The organism is Apibacter adventoris (assembly GCF_002964975.1).
Taxonomy (GTDB): domain Bacteria; phylum Bacteroidota; class Bacteroidia; order Flavobacteriales; family Weeksellaceae; genus Apibacter; species Apibacter adventoris.
Genome location: NZ_PSZM01000036.1, coordinates 207,749 through 226,239, shown reverse-complemented (window position 1 = coordinate 226,239; position 18,491 = coordinate 207,749). Strand labels below are relative to the sequence as shown.

At 30.9% G+C, this 18,491-nt stretch carries 14 protein-coding genes; 3 read left to right on the top strand and 11 right to left on the bottom strand.

Going from position 1 to position 18,491, the window contains the following annotated elements:
• Positions 1-3: 3 nt before the first annotated feature.
• The 3 genes from gltB to C4S77_RS06025 form a co-directional block, all read right to left on the bottom strand.
• Positions 4-4,503 (bottom strand): glutamate synthase large subunit, encoded by a 4,500-nt coding sequence (gene gltB, locus C4S77_RS06035; RefSeq protein WP_105246792.1) that lies wholly within the window; start codon positions 4,501-4,503, stop codon positions 4-6.
• 285 nt (positions 4,504-4,788) lie between these two features.
• Positions 4,789-5,748, bottom strand: a complete 960-nt coding sequence (locus C4S77_RS06030) for a transketolase family protein (RefSeq protein WP_105246791.1) — start codon at positions 5,746-5,748, stop codon at positions 4,789-4,791.
• A gap of 4 nt (positions 5,749-5,752) precedes the next feature.
• Positions 5,753-6,607: a transketolase gene (locus C4S77_RS06025; RefSeq protein WP_105246790.1), complete on the bottom strand. Its 855-nt coding sequence runs from the start codon at positions 6,605-6,607 to the stop codon at positions 5,753-5,755.
• Between the two features lie 220 nt (positions 6,608-6,827).
• On the opposite strand from C4S77_RS06025, the gene C4S77_RS13200 reads away from it, so the two are divergent.
• The 3 genes from C4S77_RS13200 to C4S77_RS06015 are packed head-to-tail and all read left to right on the top strand — an operon-like array spanning position 6,828 to position 9,305.
• On the top strand, positions 6,828-7,829 hold the full coding sequence (locus tag C4S77_RS13200) for a dihydroxyacetone kinase subunit DhaK (protein WP_221405097.1): 1,002 nt from the start codon (positions 6,828-6,830) through the stop codon (positions 7,827-7,829).
• Between the two features lie 24 nt (positions 7,830-7,853).
• Entirely contained in the window at positions 7,854-8,492 is a 639-nt protein-coding gene (dhaL, locus tag C4S77_RS13195) for a dihydroxyacetone kinase subunit DhaL (protein ID WP_181044021.1), read from the top strand.
• A gap of 18 nt (positions 8,493-8,510) precedes the next feature.
• Positions 8,511-9,305, top strand: a complete 795-nt coding sequence (locus C4S77_RS06015) for a triose-phosphate isomerase (protein WP_105191970.1) — start codon at positions 8,511-8,513, stop codon at positions 9,303-9,305.
• A 220-nt stretch (positions 9,306-9,525) separates the two neighbouring features.
• Here the strand turns inward: C4S77_RS06015 and recA are convergent, their stop codons facing one another.
• The 8 genes from recA to C4S77_RS05975 all read right to left on the bottom strand — a co-directional run bounded on the left by recA (position 9,526) and on the right by C4S77_RS05975 (position 18,407).
• Complete coding sequence (gene recA, locus C4S77_RS06010; protein ID WP_105191972.1) at positions 9,526-10,539, bottom strand: recombinase RecA; 1,014 nt, start codon at positions 10,537-10,539, stop codon at positions 9,526-9,528.
• A 2-nt stretch (positions 10,540-10,541) separates the two neighbouring features.
• Complete coding sequence (locus C4S77_RS06005; protein WP_105246789.1) at positions 10,542-10,937, bottom strand: effector binding domain-containing protein; 396 nt, start codon at positions 10,935-10,937, stop codon at positions 10,542-10,544.
• A complete protein-coding gene (gene bcp, locus C4S77_RS06000; RefSeq protein ID WP_105191976.1) occupies positions 10,934-11,389 on the bottom strand; it encodes a thioredoxin-dependent thiol peroxidase in 456 nt (151 codons plus the stop codon). The genes C4S77_RS06005 and bcp overlap by 4 nt, the downstream gene beginning before the upstream one ends.
• Before the next feature lie 209 nt (positions 11,390-11,598).
• Entirely contained in the window at positions 11,599-13,908 is a 2,310-nt protein-coding gene (locus C4S77_RS05995) for a multicopper oxidase domain-containing protein (RefSeq protein ID WP_105246788.1), read from the bottom strand.
• Positions 13,909-14,319: 411 nt separating this feature from the next.
• The gene (locus tag C4S77_RS05990) at positions 14,320-15,243 is read right to left on the bottom strand and encodes a GYDIA family GHMP kinase (RefSeq protein ID WP_105246787.1); all 924 of its coding nucleotides are present in this window, start codon (positions 15,241-15,243) and stop codon (positions 14,320-14,322) included.
• Between the two features lie 59 nt (positions 15,244-15,302).
• Positions 15,303-16,019 carry a nucleotidyltransferase family protein gene (locus C4S77_RS05985; protein WP_105246786.1) on the bottom strand — a complete coding sequence of 239 codons (717 nt, stop codon included), beginning with the start codon at positions 16,017-16,019 and terminating at the stop codon, positions 15,303-15,305.
• A gap of 4 nt (positions 16,020-16,023) precedes the next feature.
• Positions 16,024-16,431 (bottom strand): acyl-CoA thioesterase, encoded by a 408-nt coding sequence (locus tag C4S77_RS05980; RefSeq protein WP_105246785.1) that lies wholly within the window; start codon positions 16,429-16,431, stop codon positions 16,024-16,026.
• A gap of 35 nt (positions 16,432-16,466) precedes the next feature.
• Complete coding sequence (locus C4S77_RS05975) at positions 16,467-18,407, bottom strand: putative porin (RefSeq protein ID WP_105246784.1); 1,941 nt, start codon at positions 18,405-18,407, stop codon at positions 16,467-16,469.
• Between the last annotated feature and the right edge of the window lie 84 nt (positions 18,408-18,491).

The following is an 18,491-nucleotide window of genomic DNA, read 5'->3' as shown; positions in this document are numbered from 1 at the left end:
TTCTTAATAATCAAATTCTAATTTTGAAATTTTTTCGTTAATTGCCGCTATTTTTTCATCATGTAATACTTTTTTGTATTCTATTGGCATCACTTTTATAAATTTATTTACCTCTTCTTGCCAGTTGTCTAAAATTCTTTTAGCCATTGGACTTTGGGTATATTCAAAATGAGTTTTTATTAAATGATGTAATTCTTTATTTTCAGAAAGATCTTCGATTAAAGATAGTTCAACCATTTCCATATTACAATAGTAGTCAAAATCGTCATCAATATTATACACATAAGCAATTCCTCCGCTCATTCCTGCCGCAAAGTTTCTACCGGTTTTTCCAAGTACTACGGTTCTTCCTCCCGTCATATACTCACAACAATGGTCTCCTACTCCTTCCACAACCGCTATAGCTCCACTATTTCTAACACAAAAACGTTCTCCTACTTGTCCGTTTATATACACTTCGCCAGAGGTAGCGCCATATAATAAAGTATTTCCGGCTATAATATTGCTTTCTGGTTTAAAATTTGAAGATCCGGGAGGTAATAGAATAATTTTTCCTCCGGAAAGTCCTTTTCCTAAATAATCATTAGCATCTCCATTTAAGGTAAAAGTTATTCCTTTAGATAAAAATGCTCCAAAACTCTGTCCGGCCGATCCATTAAAGGCACATCTGATAGTATCGTGAGGAAGTCCTGTATTTCCGTATTTCATAGCAACTTGTCCGGACAACATAACTCCTACGGCTCTATCGGTGTTATTTATTTTATGAGTAAGGTCTACCGGCATGGCTTTTTGTATAGCCAAGCGACAGGTTTCAATAAGTTCTTTGTCTAAAACTTTTTCTAATTTATGATCTTGAGTTTTGGTATGACGTAAAGAATTTGTATTATTTTTTGGATAATAAAGGATTTTTGAAAAGTTTAATTTTTTATGTCTCGAATCTTCTATTCCTGTTTTTTCTTTTAAAAGGTCTGCTCTACCTACTATATCTTCTAATTTTTGGAATCCTAAATTTGCCAGATGCTCTCGGACTTCTTCTGCTAAGAAATTGAAAAAGTTAATTAAATAATCGCTTTTCCCGTTAAATTTAGCTCTGAGCTCTTTATTTTGTGTAGCTACACCTACCGGGCAGGTGTTTAAATGACATTTTCTCATCATTACACAACCTAAAATAATTAACGCACTGGTAGCAAAACCAAACTCTTCCGCACCTAACATAGCTGCAATTACTATATCTTTACCGGTTTTTAATTGTCCATCGGTTTGTAATCTGATATTTCCTCTTAAATTATTTAAAACTAAGGTTTGCTGAGTTTCAGCCAGCCCTATTTCTAAAGGTAAACCGGCATGTTTAATGGAACTTAATGGACTGGCTCCGGTTCCTCCGTCACAACCACTAATCAAAATCAAATCTGCTTTAGCTTTGGCTACTCCTGCAGCAATAGTACCTACTCCACTTTCAGAAACTAATTTTACACTTATTATTGCCTGAGGATTAACATTTTTTAAATCGAATATTAATTGTGCCAAATCTTCTATGGAATAAATATCGTGATGAGGAGGAGGGGAAATCAAAGAAATTCCCGGAATAGAATGACGCGTTTTGGCTATAATTTTATCTACCTTGAAACCAGGCAACTGCCCTCCTTCTCCTGGTTTCGCACCTTGTGCTACTTTGATTTGTATCTCGTTTGCATTAACCAAATATTCTGCAGTAACCCCAAACCTTCCGGAAGCGACTTGTTTTATAGCTGAACGCGCATTGGTAGCAAAACGTTCAGACAATTCCCCTCCTTCACCGGTATTACTTTTACCCCCAATGGTATTCATAGCTACTGCCATTGCCTCATGTGCTTCCTGACTGATTGACCCGAAGGACATGGCTCCTGTAACAAACCTTTTCATAATTTCTGAGGCAGGTTCTACCTCATCTATTGATATAGGATGAGCAGTATAATCTATAAAGTCTCTTATAAATATTTTATCTGTTTTATTATCTACTTCTTGAGTAAATTCTTTGAATTTCTTGTAATCTCCTAAACGAGTAGCTATTTGAAGTTTAGCTATTGTTTCAGGATTCCATGCATGGGATTCTTTTCCTTTTCGCCAGGAATAAAATCCTAAGTTGTCTGTAGTTGAATCTACCTTATGTTCTTCAAATGCATTTTCAAAAGATTTTATGGCATCTTCTGCAATGTCTTTGAGATCTATTCCTTCTATTTTTGAAAGAGTATCTCCAAAATAAGTGTTTAATACTTTAGTACTTATTCCAACAGCTTCAAACACTTGAGCTCCTATATAACTTTTAAGTGTAGATATTCCCATCTTTGAAAGTACTTTCAACAAGCCTTTATGGATGGACTTCATATAATTCCTTTCTGCTGTAGAGAATATCATTTGAATTTCTCCATTTTTTACTAAATTATTTAAAATAGCAAAGGAAAGGTATGGATTTACTGCGTTGGCTCCGTAGCCAAATAAAAGTGCAAAATGCATCACTTCTCTTGGCTCGGCAGATTCTAATACAATATCTATCTGCATTCTTTTTCTTTGAGAAATAAGATAGTGATGTACCGCAGAAACAGCTAGCAATGAAGGAATAGCTACTTTTTTATCATTGGCAGCTCGGTCACTTAATATGATATAATTACTACCGGCATCTACGGCCTGTACTGCTAATTGACAAATTTCTTCCAATCCTTTTTCTAATCCTAATGCTTCTTCCTGTGAATCAGGTGTAAAGAGTATAGGAATAACCGTTGATTTAAATCCTTTATATTCTAAGTTTTGTAAAAGGTCTAATTCTTTATTGGTAATTATAGGATAAGATAATCCCACCATTTTACAGTGTTCCGGCATTGGTTCTAATATATTCTTATGAATAGAACCTATATAGCCTTCTAATGACATAACCAATTCTTCACGTATAGGATCGATGGGCGGATTGGTTACCTGTGCAAAATGTTGTCGAAAATAACTGAATAAGCGATTGGGCTCTTTAGATAATATAGCTAAAGGAGCATCGTTCCCCATAGAACCTATTGGTTCTTTTCCATCTAATGCCATAGGAACTATAAGCTTTTCTATATCTTCCCGATAATATCCAAAAGCAGAAAGTAAGGTTTCAAAATTGTCTACTTCATATTTTACGCTTCTTCCTGAGCTTATATCATCTAAAGATATTCTATTTTTGCTTAACCATTTCTGGTAAGGATAGGCCTTGGCTAAATCTTCTTTTAATTCTTTATCATATTGTATAATACCGGTTTCTGTATCTATCATTAACATTTTGCCGGGCTTTAGTCTTCCTTTTTCTCTAATTTCTGATGGATCAAAAGACAATACTCCGGTTTCTGAAGCAACAACCATTACGTCTTTATGGGTAATCAGATATCTGGCAGGACGTAATCCATTTCTGTCTAAAAGTCCTCCGGCATATCTGCCGTCACTAAAAAGAATAGTTGCGGGTCCATCCCAGGGTTCCATCAATATGCTATGATATTCATAAAAAGCTTTGAGTTCGGAAGAAATTGGATTTTTTGAATTCCAGGACTCAGGAACCATCATCGCTAACGCATGGGGAAGAGATTTACCAGACATGACTAAAAATTCCAATACATTATCAAAAGAGGCACTATCACTCATCCCTTGTTGTACTATAGGCCAAATATCTTCTATTTTCCCAATTTTTTCTGATTTAAGTACACTCTCTCTGGCTTCCATCCAAAGGCGATTCCCTTTAATTGTATTAATTTCTCCATTATGCCCTACAAAACGAAAGGGTTGGGCTAAATCCCAAGTAGGAAATGTATTGGTACTAAATCGTGAATGGACAAGAGCTATAGCACTTGTAAAGTTAGGATGTAATAAATCAGGAAAATATTGTCTTAGCTGCATTGAAGTTAGCATTCCTTTATATATTATTGTTTTAAGGGAAAGACTCACTATATAGCAACTTCTTTTGTCTTGAATTTTTGAATTTAATAGTTCTCTTTCAAATTTTTTGCGTAATAAATATAATTTAAGTTCTAAAACATCCTTTGAAAAATTATCTCCGGTTATAAAAATCTGTTTAATTACAGGCTCACTGGATCTAGAAATTTCTCCTAATATATGCGTGTTAACCGGAACATCTCTTACTGCTAAAAGATGCAAATCTTCTTTTAAAATTAGATTTGTAAGCAACATCATAGCTGCTTCTTTTTCTTCTTCATCCTTAGGAAGAAACATTAATCCCGTGCCATATCTTCCTCTTTCCGGAACTGCTACTCCCTGTAGTAAAATGAACTCATGGGGAATTTGAACCATAATTCCGGCTCCATCTCCGGTTTTATCATCTGCACTTTCTGCTCCCCTATGGGTCATATTTTCCAAAACCTGTAATCCATTTTCAATAATAGAATGAGATCTCATTCCTTTGGTATGGACAACTAAGCCTACACCACAAGCATCATGTTCAAAATCAGGACTATATAACCCTTTTTGTACTACTTCTTTTTGTTGCATATTTCTTTTCGGATAAATTGAGACTATAAAGCTACAATTTTTTTTAATTATATAACCATTTTTGTGTCAATAAATTATATTTATTATCACAATTTTGTTTGATTAATAATTATTTAGAAATATTCTTAATAAAGTCACAGAGTAATTTTATTTTAAAATAATAATAATTTTAAACATTCTCTTAAATTAATTTAAATTATTATTGTTTTAAACCTGTTTTTTTAACTAATTATTATTTATAAAATTATAATTACCTCAATTATAAAAAATAAAATCAGTATTATTTTATTTTTCCGAATTTGAAATATTTTGTAAAAAATCTAGTACTTCCTGATAAATGCCCTGAGCATCTATTTTGTAATATGCAAATATTTCTGATGGTTTGGCATTAATTACATTTTCATCAGGAATTCCTAATATTCTCGTGGGAACCGGGTAATTTTGAACAACTATCTCTGATACGATGGCACCTAATCCGCCATACACGCTATGTTCTTCAACCGTTACTATTTTCCCCGTTTCTCTAGCTGCTTTTAATACAGCTTGTTCATCTGAAGGTTTTAAAGTATGCATATCAATAACCCGTGCACTAATTCCTTCTTTTTTTAGAAGATTGGCTGCCTGTAAACAATGATATACGGTTTCGCCCGTTCCTATTATGGTAATATCTGTTCCTTCTATTAAAGTATTGGCTTTTCCTATTTCAAAACTTATATTATTCTCTGAATAAATTTTCGGAACAGAATTTCTCCCCATTCTTACATAAACCGGGTTTTTATGATCAGGCAATATTTCCGTTATTTTCTTAGCCTGAATAGCATCACTTGGAGAAATAATTTGTATACCCGGAAAAGTACGTAAAGTAGCTATATCATGTAAGCAATGGTGGGTTGCTCCAAAGGCACCATAACTAACCCCTGCATTTACTCCAATAATTTTCACATTTATTCCGGAATAGGCAATATCCACTTTTATTTGTTCTAAACTTCTGGAGGTATAAAAACAAGCCGGACCGCAAACAAATACTTTTTTCCCTACTGATGCAATACCTGCCGCTACTCCTATTGCATTTTGTTCAGCAATTCCTACATCTATAATTTGGGAGGGCAATTCCTTTGCAAATTTATTTAGTGTTACCGTTCCTGCTGCATCTGAAGTTACTATTATTATTTCTTTATCTTTTTTTGCAAGCTCTAATATTGTATCAGTAAAACTTTGCCTACAAGGTATATGGAATTGTGACATAATTTTATTGCGTTATGGTATTTTCTAATTTTTGGATTTTTTCTGATATTTCTTTTTTCGCCTGTATATATTGAGCTTCTGTAGGAACTCCATGGTGCCATGATAACTGATTTTCCATAAATGAAACCCCGTACCCCTTGGTTGTCTTTGCTATAATAAGAGTAGGTTTATGATTTTCGTAATCTATAGATTTTAAAGTTTTTAACAGCTCAGAAGTATTATCTCCATTAGATTCTTTAACGTCCCACCCTAAAGACTCCCATCTATCTTTTAAAGGTTCTAACCCCATCACTTTTTCTGTAGAATTACTAATTTGCAAACCATTTCTATCTACAATTGCTACTAAGTGATCAAGTTTGTAATGACTTGCAGCCATAGCAGCTTCATAGATAGAACCTTCGCCCAGCTCTCCATCTCCCATTAATACAAATGTTCTAAATTTTAATTTATATAGTTTTCCTCCTATAGCCATTCCAACCCCAATTGAAAGTCCATGCCCCAAAGATCCGCCACTTATTTCTATTCCCGGAACTTTATGTGATGGATGACCTGTCAATAAAGTATTAAAGGAACCATATGTATTCAACTGTTCCGAACTTATAAATCCACAGGCTTCTAATATAGAATATAAAGCTTCTATACTATGCCCCTTACTCAGAATAAATCTATCCCTATCTTTTTTCTCTTTATTTTTCGGATTTACATTTAATATGTTAAAATACAAGGTTGCTAAAATATTTAAAGATGATAAGTCACCTCCAGTATGTCCTGTTTTAGAATTATAAATAACGTCTAATAAACGCAAACGCGCCCTTTCCGTTTTTAACTCCAATTGTTTCAGCACATCTAATTCATTCATATTTCATACATTTTTATACAAAAGTAGAAAAACAAACTTTATTTTTTTATGCTTCCTAATTATATAAAATTATAATTCATAGCCAAGACCTCATTTATATTTATAATATAATCCACCCATTAAGATCTTAATGAAATGATAAGAATCACTTATAATTTATATGGAAAATTAATATGTTTTTATAATATTTGTAAGTATAAAAACTAATTTGTTTTATAATATGAAAGAAATTGTAAACCATATAGATTATATAATCCCTGAAGTAATGGAAGGCTTTATAGGAGCACATAGCAGGTATTATGATAAAGTAGAAGATGTAAACGGAATCTTATTAAAAAACAGGAGAAAAGAAAAAGTTTCTTTAGTTATTGGAGGAGGCAGCGGCCATGAGCCTATGTTTGGAGGGTTTGTTGGAAAAGGGTTAGCCGATGCTGCTGCTTGTGGAAATATTTTTGCTTCTCCTGACCCAAATACTATTTACCAAACAGCCATGGCCGCACATGCAGGAAAGGGAATTTTGTTTGTGTATGGAAACTATGCGGGTGATAATTTAAATTTTGACATGGCTGAAGAAATGCTTCAGGATGAGGGTATTAAAACTGCCACTGTTAGAGTTTGGGACGACTGTGTTTCTGCTCCAAAAGATAGGATAGAAGACCGAAGGGGAATTGCTGGAGATGTATTTATGGTAAAAATTGCAGGAGCAGCCTGCGATGCTGGTCTATCTTTAGAAGAGGTAGTTAAGGTAGTTGAAAAAGCCAGAGAAAATTTACGTAGTATTGGTATTGCTACTTCTCCCGGTCAAATTCCAGGAAATGAAAAGCCTACATTTGAATTAGGCGAAAATGAAATTGAATTTGGAATGGGTTTACATGGAGAAGCCGGAATAAAACGTACGATCATGCAACCAGCAGATATATTGGTAGAAACTTTATATGAAAATTTAAAACAAGACATTACTCTTAATAAAGGAGATGAAGTTTGTGTTTTAATCAATGGTTTGGGTTCTACAACTCTTATTGAAATGAGCATTGTTTACCGTAGAGTAAAGCAACTTTTAGAAGCAGATGGTATTTCTGTATACGATGCAGATATAAATAATTATTGTACTTCTATGGGTATGGGCGGTTTTTCCATAAGTATTTTAAAATTGGATTCTGAATTAAAAAAATATTATAATGCTCCTTGTTTCTGTCCTTACTATGCAAAAGAAGGAAAATAATTTAACAAATAAATATTAAAATATATGACTGAAGCTCTGAATGTTAATAGTACCAAAGAAATGCTTATTTATATAGCTGATAAAATTATAGAAAGTAAGCCTTTTTTAACCGAAGTAGATAGCAAAATAGGGGATGGAGATCATGGTATCGGGATGGCTGGCGGATTGCAAAAAGCAAAAAATAAGCTTTTGACTTTAGACAATATTTCAAATGTATATGATTTATTCAATACCGTTGGAAAAACTATGCTTATGTCTATGGGAGGAGCTTCGGGTGTAATTTTTGGAAGTTTGTTTCTTGCCGGTTCTAAAAATGTTGATCCAAAAACAGAACTAAATGCACAAGATATTGCAGAAATAATGGAAAAAGGCTTAATTTCCATAAAAGAAAGAGGAAAAGCTCAGGTAGGAGATAAAACTATGATAGATGCTTTGGAACCTGCTGTGGAATCTTTAAAAGCCAATTCATCGAAAGGTCTTCACCTTATGTTACTGGAAGCAGAAGCCGCTGCTGCACAAGGAGTTGAAAATACAAAAAAGTATGTAGCAAAATTCGGTAGAGCTAAATCTCTTATGGAGCGAGCAATTGGTTATCAAGATGCTGGGGCTACTTCAGTATGGATTATTTTCCGTTCCATGCGAGAATATGTAGAAAAAAAATAATTTTATATATCTAAAACCATGACTAAAAATCGAAAACTATTGATCGGTACTAATACGAAAATGTATAAGACGATCGCTCAAACCGTTGATTTTCTCACTTGTTTACATAAATTAACCTCTGATATAGATCGCAAGCAAATAGAAATTTTTGTAATTCCATCCTTTACTACATTAGAAAATGCGAGAAAATGTGTTCCGAAATCTTCAATTACTATTGGTGCACAAAATATGTGCTGGGAAGATGAAGGTCAATTTACCGGAGAAATATCTCCTTTAATGTTGAAAGAGGTAGGTGTTGATTTAGTAGAAATCGGGCACTCTGAACGTAGGCATGTTTTTCATGAAACCAATCTGGAAGAAAATAAAAAAATTCTTTGTGCTTTACGTCATAATTTTACCGGATTATTATGCATTGGAGAAACTTTAGAGGAAAAAAATTACGGTATAAGTGACGAAGTATTACGCACTCAGCTAAAAATAGGTTTATGCGGAGTGAATCCTGAACAAGTCCATCATCTTTGGGTAGCTTATGAACCTGTATGGGCTATAGGGGTAAACGGAATACCTGCCAGTAAAGAATATGCAAGTGAGAAGCATGGGGTAATTCGTAAAACTTTAGTTGAATTATTCGGAAAAGAAAAGGGAAATGAAATCCCAATTTTATATGGAGGAAGTGTAAATCCTGAAAATGCCTCTGAATTAATCCAAATGCCTGAAATTGATGGTTTATTTATTGGAAGAAGTGCTTGGCAAGCAGATAATTTTAATAAGATAATACGTGAAGTATTACCTTTATTTCAGAAAAAAAATTAAGTTTAAATTTCGTAAAAAGCCAATGAAATGGAATCTGTAGTTTTTTATGATATGTTTATTCTTAAAAAGTATTTATAAAATATTATTTTGCAATATTCTATGATTAGTTTATTTTTTATTAAATGTAATCAATAGATAAATCCTATTAAATTATTTTCAATTAAAAAAATAAAAAGGCAGATTAAATCAATCTGCCTTTTTATTTCTAAATAAATGTCTATTATTTTTCTGCTAATTTTTCTTTTATTCTAGTTTCTATTTCTTCTAATAGTTCAGGATTGTCTTTTAATAATTGTTTTACAGCATCTCGTCCTTGTCCTAACTTAGTATCTTGATAACTAAACCATGAACCTGATTTACCAACTATTCCCATATCCACACCTAAATCTAGAACTTCTCCCACTTTTGAAATACCTTCTCCATACATAATATCAAATTCTGTTTGACGAAAAGGCGGAGCGACTTTATTTTTAACTACTTTAACTTTTACACGACTCCCTATGGCATTTTCTCCATCTTTAATAGGTGAACCTGATTTTCGTATATCTATTCTTACTGAAGCATAGAATTTTAATGCGTTTCCTCCTGTTGTTGTTTCAGGATTTCCAAACATTACTCCTATTTTCTCTCGTAATTGATTAATAAATATTACCGTACATTTAGCTTTATTAATAGTTGCAGTAAGCTTCCTTAGTGCCTGAGACATTAAACGGGCATGTAATCCCATTTTAGAATCCCCCATTTCGCCTTCTATTTCCGCTCTGGGAGTTAGCGCTGCTACAGAATCTATTACTACAATATCAATAGCTCCGGACCGAATCAGATTATCAGCTATTTCCAACGCCTGTTCTCCATCATCTGGTTGAGAAATAATTAATTCATCTAAATTTATACCTAAATGTTGTGCATATGTAGGATCAAAAGCATGTTCTGCATCTATAAAAGCGGCTACTCCTCCTTTTTTTTGAGCCTCAGCTATAGCATGCAACGTTAATGTTGTTTTTCCTGAAGATTCCGGACCGAATATTTCAATTACTCTCCCTCTGGGATACCCTCCTACGCCTAAGGCTAAATCTAATCCAAATGAACCAGTAGGAATTACATCTATCTCTTCTACAGGTTTATCCCCCATTCGCATTACTGCTCCTTTTCCATAGGTTTTATCTAATTTGTCTAATATTAAATTTAATGCTTTCTTTTTTGCGTCTGAGTTATTTGCTTCTTTTTCTGCCATGTTTATTTTTCTTTTATATAAATTTCTATCCTTCCAGAAGGATCGTATTTTTCAAAATCATAAGTATAAGCTCTATGTAATTTCCCATCTTCTTCTAATTTCCATATTTTATGCCAAGTTAAAAAAACACTTTCTTTATCAGTCTTTTCTTCGTTAAATATTTTATAATTTTCCAAAGATAACTCTATTCCTTTCTTATTGTCTTCTATCATTATGCTTACTGTATAGTCTCCTTTGTAGTTTGACTCATATTTATGATATACTCCGTAAATATTTCCTTTATAATTTAATTTTTGAATATCTTGCATAGAGTCATTCCAAAGAGTTTGAATTTTATTAATGATTTCTGAATCATTAAAATTATTTGTTCTAACTTCTCTTATAACCGATAATTTCATTCGTTTTTTTCTAGTATTTGTTCTGCATGGTTTTTGGTCTTTACTTTAGTATAAATTTGGGAAACAATACCTTTTTGATCAATTAAATAAGTGTATCTTAAAATTCCCTCATATTCTTTTCCCATAAATTTCTTTTTTCCCCAAGCTCCGAAAGTTTCTATTATTTTTTTATCTACATCTGCTATAAGTGGAAAAGGAAATGAGTATTTATCATGAAATACTTTTTGTTTTTCTACAGGATCTTTACTTATTCCTATAATTTGATAACCTTCTTTTTGTAATGCATCATAATTATCACGCAAACTACATCCTTCGGCAGAACAACCTGGGGTATTAGCTTTAGGATAAAAATAAATTATAAGTTTCTTTCCTTTATAATCTGTAAATTTTATAGTTTTGCCATCTTGATCTACCCCTTGAAAATCAGGTACTTTATCACCTACTTTTAGCATATTATTTTTTTAAAAAATATTAAACATGTAAAGATATTTATAAAAAATATAAGATTCAATTTTAATGGAATTATTTTCGAGGATTCTTTGATTTAAAATTCTATAAATTACTAGAAATTTAATTCAATAAAATAACTTTTAAATGTTATCTAATTTTTCACACCATTTTTAGTTTTTTATTTTTATTCGATTAATTTTAAAGTTATTTATTAATATCTAAATGTTAAGCCTGCTCCCCATTTCATTTTACTATCATAAAAGCCTGAGATGGAAGTAGTTTTTGTAAGTATATATTTTGCTCTTGTTGTAAAATCTAAATGATTGTTTATAAGTAAATCCATTCTTATTCGTGGAGCAATTACCATACCTTCTTTCTCAAGTTTCATTGTTACTTCTCCATCATGTGATACTCTTGCATCTAAAAAAACTCTCATGGGTAGTAGGTAACGAAAACCTGCAGTAAATAAATTCCGAGTATCATCTGTATACTTTTGACCAAAAATATTTTTGTCCTTTTTGCCTCTATTGTAAGAAAAATTATATCCTATATAGGGAAAAAACCATTGCATTTTCCCTATATATCTTCCAAATCTTGCTTCCACGTCATATCCCGGATCTGATTTATATGCTAATTTCCATTCTGCCTGTGTGCCCCATCGTTTGTTTTCTAACCTAGCTTTTCCTATATTTCCTTGGTTACTAACTTCATTCTGAATCATAAATCTTTTCATTTTATCCATCATGGTAAACATTTTCCAATCCATTTTGGGATCATGTAATTGTGGATTTTTCGGAGAGTTTACATAACTAAAAACTCTACCCATCCCACTCATCATATGATATAAAATATGACAATGGAAAAACCAGTCTCCGGATTCACTGGCTTCAAATTCTATTGTATCTGTTTCCATTGGCATAATATCTATTGTATGTTTTAGAGGAGAGTATTCTCCCTGACCATTTAGAATTCTAAAAAAATGACCATGAAGATGCATCGGATGTCTCATCATTGTGTTATTGTACAGGGTAATTTTTATTTTTTCTCCTTTTTTGATCAAAATCTTATCTGATTCTGAGACTGTTTTATTGTTAATAGCCCATAAATACCGATTCATATTTCCTGTCAATTCAAATTTTAATTCTTTTACCGGACCTTCTGGCAATATTGTAGGTACAACAGATTTTAAGTTAGTATAATTTAATGTTACAGGGGTAGAAGAAAGTGTTGTGTTTGATATATGATGCATACTTTGTTCCATTGATCCCATATTTGCCATATGAGATTCAACGTTTTCTGAATCATGATTTGACCTATGTATGGTGTTTTGATCCTTCGTATTTTTTTCTTCATTCATTTTCCCATTGTTTTGATTTCGCTTAGGCTCCGGTGATATTTCTGGATACATTACTGCATTCATATCCATTTTCTGTAGACTCATATCCATATGAGATTTTTCTAAATCCCCATTCATTTTCATCATTCCATTCATCATTTTCATTCCTTCAAAATATTTTAAAGGCTTTAAAAATTCAGCATAATGCTTTTCTCCATTTCCTAACCATAAAGAAGTACTTCGTGTTCGGTCTTCAGTAGTAGCTAATAACTGGTAAGATTTATTATCGGGTATTGTAACTATTACATCATAAGTTTCCCCTATTCCTATAATTAATCTATCTACACTGACCGGTTGTACTTCTTTACCATCTGTTGCTACTACACTCATTTTCCCTCCGGCATAATTTATCCAAAAGTAAGAAGATGAGCCACCATTTATTAGTCTTAATTTAATTTTATCACCCGAATATAAGGGTAATAAACACTGATCTTCTTTTTTTCCGTTAATTGTTACTATATCATAATAAATATCACTAACATCCATAGCTTCCATCCGTTTCCATTCATTTTTAAGTTTTGTTCCTAAATATCCTTGTTTTAATGCATCCCAGTAACTTTGAGTGACTCCTTTCTGAATTTTATTTTTTTGAATGGAAAACCAATCCTCTCCAAAATATAATCTTCTCATTACATCTTTAGAGTTTGCATTAGTCCAATCTCCTAATAATACTGTATATTCAGGTAAAAGCTGTTTTTCGTTTCTTTTATGTATTATAAAAGACCCATACATTCCATCTTGTTCTTGGAATCCCGTGTGTGAATGATACCAATAGGTTCCGTTTTGTATTATAGGAAATTTATAAACAACAGTTTCTCCTGCTTTTATAGGGGCTGAATTTATATAATCTACTCCATCATACTGACTGGGAAGAATAATCCCATGCCAATGTAAGGATGTTGTCTTTTTCTTTAGTTTATTGTGTATGTAAATGAGTGCGGTATCTCCTTCTGTAAATGTAATGGTAGGCATGGGTATTTTCCCGTTTACAGAAAAAGCTTTTTTTGTTTTTCCTGTATAATTAACTATTGTATCTTTGATAGTAAGATCATATCTTATGGTTTTTTGGGCTTTTACTATTAGATTGAAAAACACAAATAGTAATAAGAATAATTTTATTTTCATATAGTAAATGATTTTGCATCTTATATGCTTTGTGATAATTTCAACACAAGGTAGTGATTTTTATTAAATACGCATAAAAACAACTTTAGTTTATATTAAAATATTTAACAAACATTTCATTTATAAAAAAAATAGAAGTTTTTTTTGAGGGAGCTACTAATCGTATTTGTGCAAAAGCTTAAATTTACAAATTTTAAACAAGTATCTATATTTTGTGATGATGTTATTATTCTTCATCACATATTTTATATTTTGTTTTAAAATAATTATAATTTATGGACTTATAGTTTTTAAAGCTTAACTTAAATTTATTTATATTAGATGAAATTATTTTTATGGGTAATTGTTTATTTAATATATTAGATATATCGATAAACCCAATGCTTATAATTTTTTACACAAAAAATCCTATTACAATAAAAATTCATCGTAGGTTTTTAAAATTTTATGTCCTTTATTTTTAAAATAGTTTTCTGCTCCGTAAATTTTTTCTGCCATTATAAAATCTCCCCCCCAAGCACCTAAACTTTTTATAAAACCTGAATAATCTGAAAATAATTTCTTTTTTATCGTAGGAATTTGAATATGTTTTGAAATTAAATCCTCATGCTCTTGTATTAATTCTGAAAATTGTTTAAAACTACAATTGGGTTCTATAATTTTTTGTGTTATATAAGATACTTTTTCAATTAGCTCTTCCGATTTTTGCTTATTTTTGTAGTGATTAATTCCTTCTCTCGAATCTTGTTTTTTATTTAAATAAATAAATAATAAATTGTCTGTAATTTGAGATGGAAGAAATACTTCTTTCACTATAGGTTTCTTATTTTGTAACTGATAGGTTATAGGTGAATGTGCTTCAGCACAAGCTAGGTCATATCCACTTCCGCCAAATGTTTTTTCTAACAATAAATAGGGGCTTATTTTTAGCCATTTAGCTATATTATTTATTAGTGTTGAACTAGATCCTAATCCCCATTTTTGTGGAAATTCTAAATGGGTTTCGCATTCATATCCAAAGTTAGGTTGATTTATAATGATAGAATCTAGTTTTTTTGCTTGTATAAATATATTTAAAAGAGTTTTTGCTATTTTAATATCATTAGTTTCTATAATTTTTTGTTGTGATATATCTAAAATTGTCTTACTCCATAATTCACCATTATATTTATAAGCGAGCCATGAAATAATATTTTTTTTTTCTTCTGTTGGATAAACCGTTAAAGATTGACCTAATTGCGTAGGAACCGCCAAGGCTAAAGCTCCGTCTAAAACCGTATATTCTCCTGTAAATAGGAGCTTCCCCTTACTTTTATATTTATGTAATGAATCCACTTTATAGATTTAATGCGTTTTTAAAATGTATTATTTTTATTATTGAAAAATTCCTTCCTTTATTTAAAATGTTTTTCAGCTTCTTTAATAGACTCCGGCTTTCCTACATCTAATATATAAGATTGATGTTTATACCCTAAAATTTTCTGTGTTCTCATTAAATCTAAATATGTATCAATTATAGAAAATTTACCTTCCTGAGTTATTAATGAAAATATTTCAGGATTTAAAACTTGAATTCCACTAAATGCCAAAGGAATAGATTTTTCTTCTTCTTTTGAATTAATAAATATTTTTTGTTGTGTTTGTAAATTTTTCCAGCCTACTAATTTTTTATCTTCGTTAAAGTATAATTTTCTAGAAGATTGTCTATCAGAAACAGCTAAAGTAACCAGAGATTGGTTTTCATAATGATCTTTAATAAGAGCGTGAAAGTCCATATTAGTAAGTATGTCAGCATTCATAACTAAAAAAGACTGTTTACCAAAAAATTTTTGCGCATATACTAATCCTCCGCCTGTTTCTAAAAGTTTTTCTTTCTCGTGTGAAATATTAATGACACAATTGAAATAGTTATGTTTTTGAAGATAATCTAAAATTTGATCTGCAAAATGATGAATATTGATTACTATTTCACGGATACCAAAAGATTTTAAATAATTGATATTTCTTTCTAAAAGAGTTTTCCCATTTATTTCTACTAATGCTTTGGGGTGTTTTTCTGTAAAAGGTTTTAACCGCGTTCCTAAGCCGGCAGCAAAAAGCATAGCTTTCATTTTTTTATTTTAGGTATTGACTAAGAGTTTTATCTAAAATTGCAGGAAGACTTACATGTCCTTTAACTAAGGTTACAACTTCTGCTCTTGCTTCAGAACATATTTTATTATCAGATAAACGTATTATTTTCTGATTAAAAAAATAGCGAATTCCTTCTTTTTCTATTGAATCTATGGTGCATGCTAAAAGATCTCCGCCTTTTAATGAATTGCTATATTTCACAAAAATACTTACTAAAACTAGGTCTATACCTTGGGTATGCAATTCATAAAAATTTAAACCATTATATTCTAAAAATTCATGTCTACATACTTCATAATAATGTTGATAATTTGCATTGTTTACAATTCCTTGTGCATCACATTCATAATCACGCACTTTTAAGTTAAAATTGAAGATTGAATGTTCCATAACCGTTTATATTTTCATATATAATGTAAATTTTGTTAGGTAAAAATGTACCATAGTATTCCGACATTTAAACGGAAATCTATATAGGGATTACCCGGAGTACTGTAAAAATCATAACCGGTAAAGCTGGAATTGAAATGTTGCCCTTCTAAAATAATCAGCATTCTTTTTACTTTAAAGTGTAAAAAGATATCTAAAATTGGATATTCTCCTATTTTACTTCCATTTTCTGATTGTAATTTAAATTCATTGGTGACCGGAAAAAATTCTCTTGATTTAAATTTAGTAAAATAATAAGCATTTAAACCTAACTGTATTTCTGAGTTCTTTTTTAATATTTGTGATTGATAATATAATGTAGCTCTTCCCACAAATTCAGGAAGTGGTAAGTATTCATCATTACTTGTTACCTTTTGATACATTAAAGATGTTTCTAAATGAAACTTTTTATATTCAAAAGAATTTTGTAATCCTAATTGAACTAAATTAACAGAAGAACTCAATTGTTGAGGCTTATAATCCGAATCTACATATACGTAATTATCTATATTATAGAATTGTGCAGAAATTCTAGAATTAAAAGGTTTTAAATGTATTTTACCACCAACTTGTACAGTTCGTTCATTTTCAAAATTATCATTAAAGTAATTAAATTTTTTATAAAAACTTTGGTTATATAACTGATTTAAAGATGGTATTTGCGATTTGATTCCTAAATTTACCTCAAGAAAATAATTTTTTAAAGGTTGTAGAGTTAAATAATTATTTAGAAAATATGAATTCCCAAATTTATCTCCTGTTAACGCTTCTGCTTCTGTATTTAATTTAACATCTTCCTTCCAATTGAATGATAATTTCCCTGCTATTCCTAATCTATTATCAATAATAGTTCTGGGAAATGTAATACTGGGATCTATCATTCTGTCAAAACTAAATTCTAAATGTTCATATTTCAATCCGGCTTCTACATGCAATTTTTCAGTCCAGTCAACTACTGCTGATGAAGTATTAGAAATTTTTCTAAGTTTTTTAGTATTATTATGTGAATCTAATGTACTTCCAAACATATTTTCAGAAGTATCAAAATATTGATTTAAGAATTCTTTTTCTTCATATTTATAATGTGCCGATTCTGCGCTAAATATATTTTTGACAGATACAGGATACTTATTATTCAAAGATTTAAAAATACCCAATTGTTGCCCAAAATAGAATCTTCTTTTTTCATATTCTGATTTAGCACCTGTTAAATTCACTTCCATATTATTCCGGTTTTTAAATCTAGAATCTCCATCTTCAAAATTATTCGGATATTTTATCCCACCATTCTCTTCATTATTTACATGCGTAACTAAATAATGTGTCCAATAATTATATCTTTGATTTTTGGTATGATAGTTAGAAGTTATTAATAAAGTATTATTTTCTGCTAATTGCTCCATATATTTCCCTGAAGACCTTAAACCTTTATATTGAATGGAATAGTTAAATTGTGAATTTATATTGTGGGTGAATAAGCTTGAAAGAGAATGACCTTGTTTGTATCCGTTATTATATTGAAATTCTGTCATGGGTGTTTGAACATCAAAATATCTTATATTTTTTTCATCCATTAAATTAAAGGATTTACCTTGAGGTAACAGATCTATGGATGAACTTATATTAGTAGTATACAATAACGGATTGAAAGCTTGACCTATATTAGAAAAAGGCATAAGTCCGAAACTGTCTTCATGATTATACATTTTATTTTTATAATATTTATCAAGGGTCAAAACTGTATCAAAAATTGCCTTAGCCTTATCTTCAGTCCAATATTTATAAGATTGTATGGTAGGATTATAATACTTTACAGAATCATTTTCTGTTCCCGATTTTATATTGAATAATGAGTTTGCTTCCTCTTTCTTATTATCTTGAGAAAAAGAAAAAATATAAAAAAGAGAAGCCAATACTAAAAACTTTGTTTTAATCATTTATGCAAACAATATGCAAATATATAAATAAAATGCCGGCAGAAAAGCCGGCATTTTAATTCAGTATGTTAAATTATTATGGAT

Coding starts and splice junctions, on each gene's coding strand:
- gltB (WP_105246792.1), bottom strand. CDS start 4,503: ATGCAACAAAAAGAAGTAGTACAAAAAGGGTTATATAGTCCTGATTTT.
- C4S77_RS06030 (WP_105246791.1), bottom strand. CDS start 5,748: ATGTCACAATTCCATATACCTTGTAGGCAAAGTTTTACTGATACAATA.
- C4S77_RS06025 (WP_105246790.1), bottom strand. CDS start 6,607: ATGAATGAATTAGATGTGCTGAAACAATTGGAGTTAAAAACGGAAAGG.
- C4S77_RS13200 (WP_221405097.1), top strand. CDS start 6,828: ATGAAAGAAATTGTAAACCATATAGATTATATAATCCCTGAAGTAATG.
- dhaL (WP_181044021.1), top strand. CDS start 7,854: ATGACTGAAGCTCTGAATGTTAATAGTACCAAAGAAATGCTTATTTAT.
- C4S77_RS06015 (WP_105191970.1), top strand. CDS start 8,511: ATGACTAAAAATCGAAAACTATTGATCGGTACTAATACGAAAATGTAT.
- recA (WP_105191972.1), bottom strand. CDS start 10,539: ATGGCAGAAAAAGAAGCAAATAACTCAGACGCAAAAAAGAAAGCATTA.
- C4S77_RS06005 (WP_105246789.1), bottom strand. CDS start 10,937: ATGAAATTATCGGTTATAAGAGAAGTTAGAACAAATAATTTTAATGAT.
- bcp (WP_105191976.1), bottom strand. CDS start 11,389: ATGCTAAAAGTAGGTGATAAAGTACCTGATTTTCAAGGGGTAGATCAA.
- C4S77_RS05995 (WP_105246788.1), bottom strand. CDS start 13,908: ATGAAAATAAAATTATTCTTATTACTATTTGTGTTTTTCAATCTAATA.
- C4S77_RS05985 (WP_105246786.1), bottom strand. CDS start 16,019: ATGAAAGCTATGCTTTTTGCTGCCGGCTTAGGAACGCGGTTAAAACCT.
- C4S77_RS05980 (WP_105246785.1), bottom strand. CDS start 16,431: ATGGAACATTCAATCTTCAATTTTAACTTAAAAGTGCGTGATTATGAA.
- C4S77_RS05975 (WP_105246784.1), bottom strand. CDS start 18,407: ATGATTAAAACAAAGTTTTTAGTATTGGCTTCTCTTTTTTATATTTTT.